At 69.4% G+C, this 12,645-nt stretch carries 15 protein-coding genes; 5 read left to right on the plus strand and 10 right to left on the minus strand.

What is annotated here, in order from left to right; genetic code table 11:
• Positions 1-49: 49 nt before the first annotated feature.
• Together G582_RS0101660 and G582_RS0101665 are read left to right on the plus strand one after the other, a co-directional pair.
• Positions 50-988 (plus strand): ABC transporter ATP-binding protein, encoded by a 939-nt coding sequence (locus G582_RS0101660; protein ID WP_028838351.1) that lies wholly within the window; start codon positions 50-52, stop codon positions 986-988.
• Positions 985-1,758, plus strand: coding sequence for an ABC transporter permease (locus tag G582_RS0101665; RefSeq protein ID WP_211219269.1), 774 nt, complete (start codon positions 985-987; stop codon positions 1,756-1,758). Before G582_RS0101660 ends, G582_RS0101665 begins: the two co-directional genes overlap by 4 nt.
• Positions 1,759-1,782: 24 nt before the next feature.
• On the opposite strand, the gene G582_RS0101670 is transcribed toward G582_RS0101665, so the two are convergent.
• The 4 genes from G582_RS0101670 to G582_RS0101685 form a co-directional block, all read right to left on the minus strand.
• Positions 1,783-2,706 carry a M14 family metallopeptidase gene (locus tag G582_RS0101670; protein ID WP_028838353.1) on the minus strand — a complete coding sequence of 308 codons (924 nt, stop codon included), beginning with the start codon at positions 2,704-2,706 and terminating at the stop codon, positions 1,783-1,785.
• 94 nt (positions 2,707-2,800) lie between these two features.
• A complete protein-coding gene (locus G582_RS0101675; protein WP_028838354.1) occupies positions 2,801-3,034 on the minus strand; it encodes a hypothetical protein in 234 nt (77 codons plus the stop codon).
• A 95-nt stretch (positions 3,035-3,129) separates the two neighbouring features.
• The gene (locus tag G582_RS0101680; RefSeq protein ID WP_248642633.1) at positions 3,130-3,669 is read right to left on the minus strand and encodes a cytochrome b; all 540 of its coding nucleotides are present in this window, start codon (positions 3,667-3,669) and stop codon (positions 3,130-3,132) included.
• 63 nt (positions 3,670-3,732) lie between these two features.
• A complete protein-coding gene (locus tag G582_RS0101685) occupies positions 3,733-4,641 on the minus strand; it encodes an acyltransferase (protein ID WP_038052400.1) in 909 nt (302 codons plus the stop codon).
• 78 nt (positions 4,642-4,719) lie between these two features.
• Between G582_RS0101685 and G582_RS0101690 the strand changes: the two genes are divergently transcribed.
• The gene (locus G582_RS0101690; RefSeq protein WP_038052403.1) at positions 4,720-5,571 is read left to right on the plus strand and encodes a class I SAM-dependent methyltransferase; all 852 of its coding nucleotides are present in this window, start codon (positions 4,720-4,722) and stop codon (positions 5,569-5,571) included.
• A 3-nt stretch (positions 5,572-5,574) separates the two neighbouring features.
• Here G582_RS0101690 and G582_RS0101695 read toward each other — a convergent pair whose 3' ends face one another.
• The 5 genes from G582_RS0101695 to deoC form a co-directional block, all read right to left on the minus strand.
• Positions 5,575-6,186 (minus strand): FmdE family protein, encoded by a 612-nt coding sequence (locus G582_RS0101695; RefSeq protein WP_028838358.1) that lies wholly within the window; start codon positions 6,184-6,186, stop codon positions 5,575-5,577.
• A gap of 19 nt (positions 6,187-6,205) precedes the next feature.
• The gene (locus G582_RS0101700) at positions 6,206-6,472 is read right to left on the minus strand and encodes a DUF2249 domain-containing protein (RefSeq protein ID WP_028838359.1); all 267 of its coding nucleotides are present in this window, start codon (positions 6,470-6,472) and stop codon (positions 6,206-6,208) included.
• 111 nt (positions 6,473-6,583) lie between these two features.
• The gene (gene deoD / locus G582_RS0101705) at positions 6,584-7,297 is read right to left on the minus strand and encodes a purine-nucleoside phosphorylase (RefSeq protein ID WP_028838360.1); all 714 of its coding nucleotides are present in this window, start codon (positions 7,295-7,297) and stop codon (positions 6,584-6,586) included.
• Between the two features lie 3 nt (positions 7,298-7,300).
• Positions 7,301-8,506 carry a phosphopentomutase gene (locus tag G582_RS0101710; protein WP_028838361.1) on the minus strand — a complete coding sequence of 402 codons (1,206 nt, stop codon included), beginning with the start codon at positions 8,504-8,506 and terminating at the stop codon, positions 7,301-7,303.
• Positions 8,507-8,509: 3 nt separating this feature from the next.
• Positions 8,510-9,247, minus strand: coding sequence for a deoxyribose-phosphate aldolase (gene deoC, locus G582_RS0101715; protein ID WP_028838362.1), 738 nt, complete (start codon positions 9,245-9,247; stop codon positions 8,510-8,512).
• 128 nt (positions 9,248-9,375) lie between these two features.
• Between deoC and G582_RS0101720 the strand changes: the two genes are divergently transcribed.
• A complete protein-coding gene (locus G582_RS0101720) occupies positions 9,376-10,218 on the plus strand; it encodes a GGDEF domain-containing protein (protein WP_028838363.1) in 843 nt (280 codons plus the stop codon).
• 13 nt (positions 10,219-10,231) lie between these two features.
• Here G582_RS0101720 and G582_RS0101725 read toward each other — a convergent pair whose 3' ends face one another.
• On the minus strand, positions 10,232-10,954 hold the full coding sequence (locus G582_RS0101725) for a hypothetical protein (protein WP_028838364.1): 723 nt from the start codon (positions 10,952-10,954) through the stop codon (positions 10,232-10,234).
• A gap of 161 nt (positions 10,955-11,115) precedes the next feature.
• On the opposite strand from G582_RS0101725, the gene G582_RS15030 reads away from it, so the two are divergent.
• A complete protein-coding gene (locus G582_RS15030) occupies positions 11,116-12,642 on the plus strand; it encodes a lipase family alpha/beta hydrolase (protein ID WP_038052406.1) in 1,527 nt (508 codons plus the stop codon).
• Positions 12,643-12,645: the final 3 nt, after the last annotated feature.

Here is a 12,645-nt window from a genome sequence, read left to right on the forward strand (position 1 = left end):
TCCATGTAAAAACTTTATGCGAGAGTTAAATCACGGAGCCCAGACCACCATGCCATCCGCCATCGAAACCCGCGGCCTGAGCCGCCGCTTTGGCGACCGCCCCGCGGTCGACCGCGTCAGCATGCATGTGCCGGAACGCAGCATCTACGGCTTCCTCGGCCGCAACGGCGCCGGCAAGACCACCACCATCCGGCTGCTGCTGGGCCTGCTGCGTGCAGACGCCGGCAGCGCGCATATCGCCGGGATCGATGTGGCCCGCGACCGCATCACGGCCGCGCGCAGGGTCGGCGCGCTGCTGGAGGCGCAGGGCTTCTACACGCACCTCAGCGGCCGCGAGAACCTCGACCTCAGCCGCCGCCTGCTCGGCCTGCCCGCCACCGAGCCCGACCGCGTGCTGGAGATCATGGAAATGACCGCGCACGCCGGCCGCCGCGTCGCCGACTATTCGCTGGGAATGCGCCAGCGTCTCGGCCTGGCGCGGGCGATGCTGGGCGCACCGCCGGTGCTGGTGCTGGACGAACCCACCAACGGCCTCGATCCGGAAGGCATCACCGACATGCGCCGCTTCCTGCGCGCATTGCCCGAGCGCGCCAACGCCACCGTGCTGCTGTCCAGCCACCTGCTCGGCGAGATCGAACAGACTGCGACCCACGTCGGCATCCTCAGCCACGGCCGGCTGGTATTGGAAGGCGCGCTGGCCGAATTGAAGGCGGGGCTGGCCAGCGAAGTGCTGATCGAAACCGACACCCCCGAGCGCGCCGCCAGTATCGCCCGCGCCCACGGCTTCGATGTCGTCCGCGAACACGACGCGCTGATCGCCCGGTTCCGCCCCGAGGATGACAGCCGCCATGCCACCGCCGCGCTGAACCGGGTGCTGTGCATCGCCGGCGGCGTGCGCGTCCATGCGCTGGCCCCGCGCCAGCGTTCGCTGGAAACCCTGTACCGGCAGGCCGCGAACACCGCCGCGCCGGCCACCCTGTCCGCATGACCACGGTGACGACGATGACCGCGCTTTCCCGCACGCCGCGTTTCACCACCGCAATCGCGGTGGAAGCCCACAAGCTGCGCCGTTCGCTGGCACTGCTGCTGGCAACGGTTGCGCCGCTGCTGATCGCGGTGTTCGTGTTCTTCAACCTGCTGCGCGGGGAGAAACCCGCGCCGTGGACGATGTCGCTGCAATCCTCGGCGGCGATCTGGGCATTCTTCATGCTGCCGATGAGCATCACCGCGCTGACCGCGCTGGTGGCGCAGGCCGAGCACGGCCCGCGCGCGTGGGATCACCTGCGCGCACTGCCGGTTCCGCGCTGGCACCTGTACGCGGCGAAGGCCATCTGCATGCTGGCGCTGGTCGCGGCGATGAGCCTGTTGCTGGCGGCGTTGACCTCGCTCGCGGTGGTCGGCGCCGGCATTGCCAAGCCCGCCATCGCCGCCACCGGCGTCCTCGACATCGCCGGTTACCTGCGCCTGCTGGGCCGTACTTTCCTCGCGTCCTGGCTGCTGGTCGCGGTGCAGCTGTGGATCGCGCTGCGCTGGGCCAGCTTCGTGCCGGCGCTGGCGACCGGGATCGCCGGCACCTTCTTCGCGGTGGTCGCCACCTCGGCCAAGGTGGGCGTGGCGATGCCCTGGCAGATCCCGGTCAACCAGCTGGCCAGCGACCCGGCCCGCGCCGACCTGGCGCTGGCGCTGGGCTTGGCCGGCGGGATGGTCTGCTTCGCGTTGATGCTGTGGCGGATGGGCCAGCGCGAAATGCCGGCCTGAACCGGCAGTCGGCCGCGCTGCCGCTCAGCGCGGCGTCAGCGCGAAATCCAGCGCCGCGCGCACCGCCGCCGCCTGCGCGTCGTTGCACTGCTGCGGGTTGGCACGCGGGCTGTCGGGATAGACCTCGGTGGTGGTGACGAAGCGCGCATCGGTGATGCCGGCGCACAGGCCAAGCGCGCGGCAGTCGTACTCGATCACGCCCGGCGCGACCACCGGTGAGCCGATGATGGTGCCATCCGGATCGGCCGGCGCGATGTGGGTGACCTTCGCCACCTCGGCGTTGATCGCCTGCTGGAAGGCCGGCTCCGGGCGCGCGCTGTCGGCGCACAGGTAGAAGCCGTCGGGGATCGTGCCGGGCTCGAACGGCTTGCCGTCGCGCGCGGCCAGCGCCGGGCGGAATTCGGTTTCGTCGCTGTCGGTGGTTTCGTGCAGATCGATGTGCACGAGTACGTGATCGCCCAGCGAATGCAGCAACGCCCACAGCGCCGCCGATTCGGGAGCTTGGCTATCCGCTCGGAAGTTGCGGTTGGGGTCCAGCGCTTGGGCGTTCCAGCGGTGGATGCGCTCGTACGCCCACGGGCTGACGCAGGGCGCGACCAGCACGTTGACGCGGCCTGCATAGCCGGCCGCGTGGCGCTCCGCGAACTGCAGCGCGCCGTGCACGCCGCTGGTCTCGTAACCGTGCACGCCGCCGGTCACCACCGCCACCGGCAGCGCCGCATCCCAGCCGCGACTGCGCAGCGCGAACAGCGGATAGCGGCCGTCGGCGCCGCAGTCCACTTCACCGTATTGCGCCACGTCGAAGTGCTCGCGCAGCGCATCGATGCGGGTCAGCACCTCGTCCGCGTAGCTGCGCTTCCTGGTCTGCAGCGCACGCCACTGGGCTATTTCGGTGTCGCCCCAAGGCTGGCCGGGTGTACCGATGGCCGGGAAAGTCTGTGCGTGCATGCGCGGCTCCTGCGATGGGGGCCGTCAGTCTAGCCGCATGCGCGGGCCGGGCTGGTGCCACCTGCGCTGCACCCGCCATGCTTCAGATGTGCGGTCAGCCGCTGCAATCGCCGCAACACAGCGAGGCCAGCTGCTCGACCTCGGCCGGCGGGTAGCCCGCCTGCGCCAGCACCGCCGCCAGCTCGTCGCCGCTCATCCATACCGTGGCGCGCAGCGCGCCATCGGCGGGGTCGCGATCGATGATGGCGGCCGGGTCGACCTCATGCAGCGCATCGTCGATCACCGCCATGTCCGGCGCATCCGCCGCCAGCCTGATCCTGAATTCCATGGGCACCTCCAACGCGCGCCATCCGCAGCGCCTTGATGCCATCCTGCGCCGCGCCGGCTTGACCCGCCCTGACGGGGATCAAGCCGTCGGGGCGATCACAGCATCCGCTTCAGGGTGTCGTCGCGGCGAAAGGCGTGGTGCCAGATCGCCGCCAGCACGTGCAGGCCGATCACCCAGTAGAACGCCTCGCCGATCGTGCCGTGCAGGTCTTCCAGCGTATGCGCCAACTGTTCGTTCTCCGGCAGCAGCGCCGGTAGCGCCAGCCCGGTGAACGGAATCATCACCGCCTTGCCGTCACTCCAGGCGGTGGCCAAGCCCAGCAGCGGCATGACGATGAAGAACGCATACAGCGCCAGGTGGATCAGCTTCGATGCCAGAGCCCTGAAGCGATCCAGCGGCGGTGTCACCGCCGGCGCCGGGTTGCGGACGCGACCGACCAGCCGCCACCACACCAGCAGGAACACCGCGATGCCGACCCAGAAATGCCCCTGCACCATCGCCGCCCGCCCATCGCTGCCGCGCGGAAACAGGCCGCGCTGCTCGATCAGCAGGTAGGCAGCCAGAATCAGCAGCGCCATCAGCCAGTGCAGGCGGCGCAGGACGGGGGCGTAACGGGGACGGGCGATGGCGTTCAAGGCGCGGCTCCTGCTGTGATGACCGGACTATGCGCCGGGCGGGCATGGAAATCTTGACTTCGATCAATTCGACTCATCGTCGGGCGTGGCGACGGCTGGCTCCAGCATCGCGGCCAGGTCCTCGTCCTTTTCGCACCAGAGGCCATTCATCCACTGCTGGAAGCGGACCCGGAATTCGCGGTCGTTCTGGTAGTCGCCGCCGGCGAGTTCGACCGGGATCGGCCGCTGGCGGACCTGCACCCGCACTTCGGGGACGCGATCGGCCAGCAGGTCGACCAGCGAGGGGCGCCCCCCCGGATAGGCGATGGTCACGTCCAGGATCGCGTGCAGGCCCTCGCCCATCGCGTCCAGCACGAACGCCACCCCGCCGGACTTCGGCTTGAGCAGGTGGCGGTACGGCGACCCCTGCTTGGCATGCTTGTCGGGGGTGAAGCGGGTGCCCTCGACGAAATTCATGATCGCCACCGGGATCGCACGGAACTTCTCGCAGGCCCGGCGGGTGGCCGCGATGTCGCGCCCGGCCAGCGCCGGGCTCTTCGCCACCTGCCGCGGCGTGTAGCGGCCCATGAACGGAAAATCCAGCGCCCACCACGCCAGCCCCAGCAGCGGCACCCAGAACAGCTGCCGCTTGAGGAAGAAGCGCAGCAGCGGGATGCGCCGGTTGAACACCTTCTGCAGCACCAGGATGTCCACCCAGCTCTGGTGATTGGCCAATACCAGATAGTGGCCGTCGATCTGCAGGTCGGCATCGCCATGCAGGGTCAGCCGGGTGCGGGGGAAGGTATTCCACAGCCAGTTGTTGAAGCCGATCCAGCTTGCTGCAAGGCCGGTCAGCAGCAGGTTGCAGGCGGCGCGCAGGCGCGGCAACGGCAGCACCATCTTCAGCAGCGCGATGAGCAGCAGCGGGACCACGTGCAGCACGGTGCTGGTGGCGATCAGCAGGAGCAGCAGCGCAAGGCGTAAGGTCAGCATCGGCGGGCAAGGCGATGGAACAGGCGGCCATTGTCGCGGAAAACCCGGCGCGATTCAGGCCATCGGTATCATGTGCGCATGTCCACGCCGACCGCGCCGCGCTACGCCGGCCCCCTGCTGACGCGCGCCTCGGGCGACGCCCTCAACGCCGCGCATGCCGCCAGCCACGCCAGCTGGCAAGGCTCGCTGGATCTTGGCCGCAGCAGCGGCGAAGCGCAGCTGGGCGCCGATCACTGGCATTGGCAGGACATCGGCTATCCCTACCCCGGCAAGCTCAAGGATCGCACCCTGTACTGGTGGGACGGGGAGGCGTTCGTGCCGGTGTCGCGCTATGCCGGCAAGCTGATCAAACTGGTGCCGACGGACTGGAACGTACCGACCTTCGAGATCGACGGCATCAAGATGCTGCCTACCTCGAAGGAATCGCCGCTGGACGATGCGCGCCGCAAGGTGGCGCTGGTGCAGCCGCCGGGCAAGACCGTGCTGGATACCTGCGGCGGGCTGGGCTATTTCGCTGCTTGCTGCCTTGACGCCGGGGTGGCGCGCATCCAGTCGTTCGAGAAGAACGAAGACGTGCTGTGGCTGCGCACGATCAATCCGTGGTCGCCCGACCCCGCCGCAAGCGGCGGGCGCCTGCAGCTGGCGCATGCCGATGTCGCGCAGGCCATCACCACGCTGCCGGATGCAGGCTTCGACGCCGCGCTGCACGACCCGCCGCGCTTCGGCATTGCCGGCGAACTGTATTCGTTGGATTTCTACCGCCAGCTGGCGCGGGTGCTGCGCCGGGGCGGGCGCCTGTTCCACTACACCGGCAGTCCGAACAAGCTGACCAGTGGGCGCGACGTGCCGCGTGAAGTGGGAAAAAGGCTGGAGAACGCCGGCTTCAAGGCCGAGCTGGCGCTCGACGGGGTGCTGGCAGTCAGACGCTGAATCTCAGCGCCGCTCGACCCGGATCACGTTCGGGTCTTCGCCGTGCTCCAACAGCAGGCGGCGCACCCGATCCTGCCAGACCGAACCGAACGCGGCGCGCTCCTCGCTGCTGGCGTCGTCGGCCAGCGCGCGCACCATCAGCTCGCGCATCTGCGGCGCCGGGGGGATGCTGGACAGGTCCATCGACAGGTACACGGTGTCGCCGTTGTCGGCGCGACGGAAGCTGGCGATGCAGCTGCGGTCGCCGCCGCCGTAGCGCAGCAGGTTGTGGCGCGCGTGCTGGCCGGCGAGGCCATGGAAACCGTTGTTGGCCGCCGCGCCGGTGAGCAGGGTGAACACCTGCGCGATGACGCCGGTTGTGCCCTCCACTTCCGCCGCGCCCATGGTCACCACCACGCCGCCGCGTTCCGGCACGGCGTCCGGATACAGAGCGCGCAGGCCGGCGCGCGCCATCAGGTAGGCGCCGGCCACGGTGGGACAGGAATGCCCGGCCAGCCGCACCGCGTCCGGATAGACGTATTCGATCAACCCGTCGCCCGCCGCGCCCAGCAGTTCGGCCAGGGGGTCACGCACCAACAGCCGCGGTGCGTGCGAATAGAAGGCGGGTTGATGCATGGGCGGGCTCTCCTGATGATTACTCTTCCGGCAGGCCGGTGATCCCGAAATCGATCACCACGCCCGCCTGGTCGCGCTGGCGGTATTCCACGGTGACATGTTCGCCGAAACGCTGGCCGATCTGGCCCAGCAGCGGGATCGGGTCATGGTCGTTGATGAAGCGCATGGTTTCGCCGTTGCGCAGCGCACCCAGCGCGCCGAAGATCGCCGAATGGCGGAAGCGGCGGGCAATGCCGCGCGCATCGAAGACGTGGACGCTGGGCTCCGGATCAAGCTGGATCGACATGGGAATGACTCCTGTTTGCAGTGAACAGGGCCATGCTACGCCGCGGCCCGTCCCTCGCCTTGACGTAGGTCATGGGGACGGCGAGACCCGCGGGTGGCGCTGGCGGTCGAATCAGCCCTGGGCCGGCAACGCCGCGGCCAGCGCCAGCCGACCCAGCGCCAGCAGGCCCTGTTCGCGCTGCGCCGGCGGCATGCTGGCGCCGCTGTCCAGGTGGTCGCTGACCGCCAGCACCGCGAGCGCGGCAAAGCCTTCGCGCATCGCCAATCCGTACAGCCCGGCGGTTTCCATTTCGATGCCGTGGATGCGATGGCGACGCAGGTGAGCCAGCAGCTGCGGGTCGCCGTCATAGAAGCAGTCGGTGCTGAATACCGATGCCACCCGCGCCGGCACGCCCTGTTCGACGGCAGCATCCACTGCGGCGCGCAGCAGCGCGAAATCCGCGCAGGTCGACAGGTCGTGGCCACCGAACTGCATGCGGTTGAAGCGCGAATCGGTGCTGCCGGATTGCGCCAGCAGCACGTCGCCGATCTCGACATCGCCCACCCCGCCGCAGGTGCCCACGCGGATGATCCGGCGTACGCCGTAAGTCCGCGCCAGTTCGGTCACGTAGATCGCGGTGGACGGAATGCCCATGCCGCCGCCCATCACCGTCACCGGCTGCCCGCGCCAGTGGCCGGTGTAGCCCAGCATGTTGCGGCGCGCGTTCACCTGCCCCGGTGCTTCCAGCAGCTCGTGGGCGAGGAAGCGCGCGCGCAGCGGATCGCCCGGCAGCAGGACGGTGTCGGCAATCGCGCCAACGGCCGCTTCGATATGCGGTGTGCTCATGGGTCAGCTCGTCAGGAAGCAGTGGCCTTCCGCCAGCGGCGGCAGGCCAAGATGGGTGGCGAGGCCCTGCCCGAGGTCGGCAAAGCTGTCGCGCCGGCCCAGCGCGCGCGGCGCAAATCCGGGGCCGAAGGCCAGCAGCGGCACGCGTTCGCGGGTGTGGTCGCTGCCCCGCCAGCTGGGGTCGCAGCCATGGTCGGCGCTGAGTACCAGCAGGTCGCCGGGGCGCAGCGCGGCCAGCAGCTGCGGCAGGCTGGCATCGAAATGTTCCAGCGCCGCGGCATAACCCAGCGCATCGCGGCGGTGGCCGTAGACGCTGTCGAAATCGACGAAATTGGTGGCAACCAGGTCGCCTTCGCCGGCCTGTTCCATTGCCGCAAGCGTGGCATCGAACAGCGCGTCGTGGCCGCTCGCCAGCAGTGTCCGGCTCACCCCCTGCGCGGCGAAGATGTCGCTGATCTTGCCGACCGCGTGCACCCGCCCTCCGTGCGCGCAAACCGCTTCCAGCAGGGTCGGCCGCGGCGGCGGCAGCGCGTAGTCGTGGCGATTGCCGGTGCGCCTGAAGTCGTCGGAACCTTCGCCGACGAATGGCCGCGCGATCACCCGACCGATGTTGTACGGCGCCAGCAGCACGCGCGCGATCCGGCACACCTCGTACAGGCGCTCCAATCCGAAAGCCTCCTCGTGCGCGGCGATCTGCAGCACCGAATCGGCCGAGGTGTAGACGATCGGTTTGCCGCTGGCGATGTGCTCAAGCCCAAGCCGGGCGATGATCTCGGTGCCGGACGCGTGGCAGTTGCCCAGCACCCCGGGCAGCCCGGCCTGCTCGACCAGCGCCGCCAGCAGCGCATCCGGGAAGCTGTTCTCCACCGCCGCGAACAGCCCGAACGCCTCGTGCAGCGTCACCCCGGCGCTCTCCCAGTGGCCGGAGGGCGTGTCCTTGCCGCAGGCACGCTCCTCCATGCAACCCCACAGCGCCTGCGCAGCGGGCATTTCTTCGAAGCCGGCGGCTGCGCGACCAGTGGCCAACGCATGCGCCTGCGGCAGGCCAAGCCGGGTCAGGTTCGGGATGCGCAGCGGGCCGCGCGCGTGCTGCGCGCAGGCGTCGGCGATATGGCCGAAGGTGTCGGCGCCGGCGTCGCCATAGTCGGCCGCATCCGCGGCGCCGCCAATCCCCAGCGAATCCAGCACCAGCCAGATGGCGCGCGCCACGGCTCAGCCGTCCAGCTCGGCCAGCAGCGCATCGAACAGCGCGCTGGCGCCGATGCGGAAGCGTGCCGGATCGATCCAATCCGCGCCCAGCCGCGCCTGCGCCAGCGCGAGATAGATCCGCGCATCGGCCAGGGTGCGGATGCCGCCCGCGGCCTTGAAGCCGCAGCGCCCGCCGCGCGCGGCGATCGCGTCCAGCATCACCGCCGCCGCTTCGGGCGTGGCGTTCACCGATACCTTGCCGGTGGAGGTCTTGAGGAAGTCCACCCCGGCATCCAGGCCCAGTTCGCAGGCCTGACGGATCAGCTCCGGCTTGCCCAGCTCGCCGGTTTCGAGGATCAGCTTGAGCGCGATGCCCGGCCCGCAGGCGGCGCGGCAGGCCTCCACGCCGGCGCGCGCACGCGCCACGTCACCCGCCTGCAGCGCGCGCCACGGAAGCACCATGTCGATCTCGTCAGCGCCGGCAGCGATCGCGCGGCGGGTTTCGCGAGCGATCCGCTGCGGATCGTCGGCGCCTTCGGGGAAGTTCACCACCGTCGCCACCTTCACCGCGGTGCCGGCCAGCGCCTCGCGGGCGGTGGTGATGTGTTCGGGATAGATGCAGACCGCCGCCGGCAACCCGTGCGCGCTGCGCGCCGCGGCGCACAGGCTGCGGATGCGCGCGGGCGTGTCGTCCTCGCCCAGGCTGGTCAGGTCGAGCAGGCCGAGCACGCGCGCGGCGGGAAACAGTTCGGTGGTGGACATGGCAAGCCCGGTTGCGGATCGCCGCCAGTCTAGGCCGCACGGCTGCGCCGAACCTTGATCTGCAGCAAGTTCGCGGCCCGCCCGCGGGATATCGATTACAGTCACCTGCCCCGTCTGACATGCTCGCCATGGCCCCGAGCCTGCCGCCGCTTTCGCAAGTCCTGGATCTGCTGCCAGATGCGGTCTGCATCGTGGACGAGCACGGCCAACTGTTGTTCGTCAACGCCGCCTTCGAGCGCCTGCTGGGCTACGCCGCCACCGAAGTGCACGGTCGCCTGCTGTTCGACTTCATCCATCCCGATGACCGCGACGCCACCCTGCGGCAGGCGCGCGCGCTCATGGAGGGCGGCGGCGAGCGCCATTTCCGCAACCGTTACCTGCACCGACAGGGCCACGCCGTGGATCTGCTGTGGTCGGCGCACTGGCTGCCCGAGCAGTGCCTGCGCATCGGCGTGGCGCGCGAGATCGGCGAACTGCAGCGCGCCGAACGCGAACTGGAACACCATGCGAACCACGATCCGCTGACCGGCCTGGCCAACCGCCGCCGGCTGGAGCTGGCGCTGCGCAACGCTTTGGCTGAGGCGGCCGAAAGCAGCGGACAGGTGTCGCTGCTCTACGTCGACCTGGCCGGCTTCAAGCAGGTCAACGACCGCGATGGCCACGAGGCCGGCGACCGCGTCCTGTGCGAGGTGGCGAAGCGGCTGCAGCAGGGCGTGCGCCAGATCGACCTTGTGGCGCGCATCGGCGGCGACGAATTCGTGGTGCTGCTGCCCGGCTGCGATGCCGAACATGCACGCGGCATGGCGCAGCAGCTGTGCCAGCAGCTGCGCGTGCCGTGCGCGCTGCGCGATGGCCCGCTGCGGATGGATGCCAGCATCGGCATCGCCACCTTCCCCGCCAACGGCCGGACCCCGGACGCACTGCTGGCGCATGCGGACAAGGCAATGTACGCCAGCCGCGGTTGCCGCTGAAACGCTGCCGCCGTCAGCGGATATTGGAGACGGAATTCTTGGCGGTATCGTGCCTGGTCTTGAGCGCGCCGCCCTGCACGCTGAACACCAGCTCGATCTTCACCTGCGGCGGCGCTGCCCGCACCTGCGTCTTCAGCGTGTCCTTCAGCCCCCTGCCGGCGCGATCGGCAACCACCACCAGCAGATAGTCGCCGTCAGCCAGCGGCTGGGTGATGTCGATGGCCGCTGCCGACGCGCGCCGACTGGGCAGCAGCGCAGGCGCCGCCGCCATCGAGGGTGCGGCGGGCGCGGCGATTCGCCCGGTAGCGGCATAGGAGGCAGCAGCCGCCCCGCCCCCCTGCCCTGACAGCGACGACACCGCGGCCGAAACGATGCTGCCGCCCGGCAGCGTGCCGCCCAGCAATGCCTGCCGCCCGGCCGGATCCAGCGGCGTCAGCCGCAGCGCGCCCAGATCCACGCGCACGCCGTCGCCACCCGGCACCGCGATGAAGCAGGCTTCGCCGCCGCAGCCGATGTCGATCTTCAGCGTCGCGCCCTGCGCCAGCGCGCTGCCGGCAGCGTGCAGGCCGGCGTTGACCTTCTCGCCGAAGGTCGCGCCCTGGGTCTGCTTGGGCACCGTCACGTTCATCGAAATGCGGTTCGGCATCGAACCGTTGATGCCATTGACGCCGCTTGCCGCCGCGGCCGGCAATGCCAGCACCAGCGCGATGACGCCGATCGGAACGAACGCCTTCATGTCGCCACCTGCGGCTGCCTGACTGTGGCAGAGACTACGCGCGCATCGGGCGCGTGCGTCAAGCACCGTTCGTCACTGACCGGTTGTGGATTGGGCAGCCGTTCACTACCCAACATCCTTCCGAAAGACGCCGGCGGTCGGCCGGCGGCAGGAGCCCCGCGATGCCGAAAGTCGAAGCGCCGTTCTTCCCGATCATCTACGTCCGCGGCTACGCGATGACCCGCGACGAAATCGTGCAGACCACCTCGACCCCGTACATGGGGTTTGAAGCCGGCTCCACCAAGATCCGCCAGGCGCAGGACGGCAGCATCGTCAAGTTCGTGTTCGAGTCGCCGCTGGTGCGGCTGATGAAGGACTACGGCTACCGCGACGTGTACGCCTCCGGCGCGGAGCAGCTGGGAAAACTGCCGGCGCGCAGCCTGGTGATCCACCGCTATTACGACGAGGCCGACCCGGCCTTCGGTGCCGGCAAGGCGCCCTCGATTCCGGACGCCGCCAAGGCGCTGGCGCTGCGCATCGCCCAGCTGCACGACAGCGTCTGCGGCAACGATGCCGCCGCGCGCAAGGCCTTCCGCGTGCACCTGGTCGCGCATTCGATGGGCGGGTTGATCTGCCGCTGCCTGCTGCAGAACCCGGACATCGCCAGCGCCGAAATCCGCGCGATGGTGGACAAGGTGTTCACCTACGCAACCCCGCACAACGGCATCGAGCTGGGCGGCATCAACGTGCCCGGCTTCCTGTCGATCAACGACATGAACAACTTCAGCCGACCGGTGATGGCGAAGTACCTGAAGGTGCCCAAGGACAAGGTCAACACGCTGGGCGACTCGGGGTTTCCGCCCGAGCGCTTCTTCTGCCTGATCGGCACCAACAGCCGCGACTACGCGGTGGCGCACGGACTGTCCTCGCTGGCCGTCGGGCAGATGAGCGACGGGCTGGTGCGGATCGAGAACGCCTACGTGGCCGGCGCCCCGCGCGCGTTCGTGCACCGCAGCCACAGCGGCTATTTCGGCATCGTCAATTCCGAGGAGGGCTACCAGAACCTCGCCCGCTTCCTGTTCGGCGACCTGTGCGCCACCGGCAGGCTGGACATCGAGGCGCTGCCGTTCCCGCCCGAGATCGAACGCGCGTGCAAGGCCGGCAAGAAGATCGAATCGTCGTACTACATCGAAGCCACGGTGGCCCCGCGCGGCGCCTACACCTACGACCTGACCGCGCGCACCAAGGGCCAGGAAAGCGCGGTGCGGCGGCAGTATTCGGAGCTGTTCGACAAGGACGGCAAGCTGATCCGCAACGCGCGCGCGCCGACCCTGTTCACGGTGTTCCTGGACACCTCCAAGATCACCGCCGGCAGCGAGGTGGCGTTCTCGATCGAACTGGCGGTATCCAACGCCGGCTATGAAATCGACGGCGCGCTGTTCCTGAAACAGCACATCCCGGGCGAATACCTGTTCCGCAACACCCTGGTGCTGTTCGCCAAACAGGACGACGGCGGCGAATGGAAGCTGCGCTACGTCTGGGCCGATGAACATTGGGCCACCGGCCCGAAGACCGAAGCCGACGTGCTGGCGCTGGGCAAGAAGGCCATCGGCATCGCCCAGCAGTCGCCGTCGGCGTTCTCGATCCCGCTGGCATCGGCGAAGGGATTTCGCGCCGCGCTGCAGATCGCCCTGTCGGCGTGGGCATGAGCC

The organism is Thermomonas fusca DSM 15424, assembly GCF_000423885.1.
GTDB lineage: Bacteria > Pseudomonadota > Gammaproteobacteria > Xanthomonadales > Xanthomonadaceae > Thermomonas > Thermomonas fusca.

Bases quoted from the DNA above. Each gene is read 5' to 3' on its own strand.
- G582_RS0101660 (WP_028838351.1), top strand. From the start codon at position 50: ATGCCATCCGCCATCGAAACCCGCGGCCTGAGCCGCCGCTTTGGCGAC.
- G582_RS0101665 (WP_211219269.1), top strand. From the start codon at position 985: ATGACCACGGTGACGACGATGACCGCGCTTTCCCGCACGCCGCGTTTC.
- G582_RS0101670 (WP_028838353.1), bottom strand. From the start codon at position 2,706: ATGCACGCACAGACTTTCCCGGCCATCGGTACACCCGGCCAGCCTTGG.
- G582_RS0101675 (WP_028838354.1), bottom strand. From the start codon at position 3,034: ATGGAATTCAGGATCAGGCTGGCGGCGGATGCGCCGGACATGGCGGTG.
- G582_RS0101685 (WP_038052400.1), bottom strand. From the start codon at position 4,641: ATGCTGACCTTACGCCTTGCGCTGCTGCTCCTGCTGATCGCCACCAGC.
- G582_RS0101690 (WP_038052403.1), top strand. From the start codon at position 4,720: ATGTCCACGCCGACCGCGCCGCGCTACGCCGGCCCCCTGCTGACGCGC.
- G582_RS0101695 (WP_028838358.1), bottom strand. From the start codon at position 6,186: ATGCATCAACCCGCCTTCTATTCGCACGCACCGCGGCTGTTGGTGCGT.
- G582_RS0101700 (WP_028838359.1), bottom strand. From the start codon at position 6,472: ATGTCGATCCAGCTTGATCCGGAGCCCAGCGTCCACGTCTTCGATGCG.
- deoD (WP_028838360.1), bottom strand. From the start codon at position 7,297: ATGAGCACACCGCATATCGAAGCGGCCGTTGGCGCGATTGCCGACACC.
- deoC (WP_028838362.1), bottom strand. From the start codon at position 9,247: ATGTCCACCACCGAACTGTTTCCCGCCGCGCGCGTGCTCGGCCTGCTC.
- G582_RS0101720 (WP_028838363.1), top strand. From the start codon at position 9,376: ATGGCCCCGAGCCTGCCGCCGCTTTCGCAAGTCCTGGATCTGCTGCCA.
- G582_RS0101725 (WP_028838364.1), bottom strand. From the start codon at position 10,954: ATGAAGGCGTTCGTTCCGATCGGCGTCATCGCGCTGGTGCTGGCATTG.
- G582_RS15030 (WP_038052406.1), top strand. From the start codon at position 11,116: ATGCCGAAAGTCGAAGCGCCGTTCTTCCCGATCATCTACGTCCGCGGC.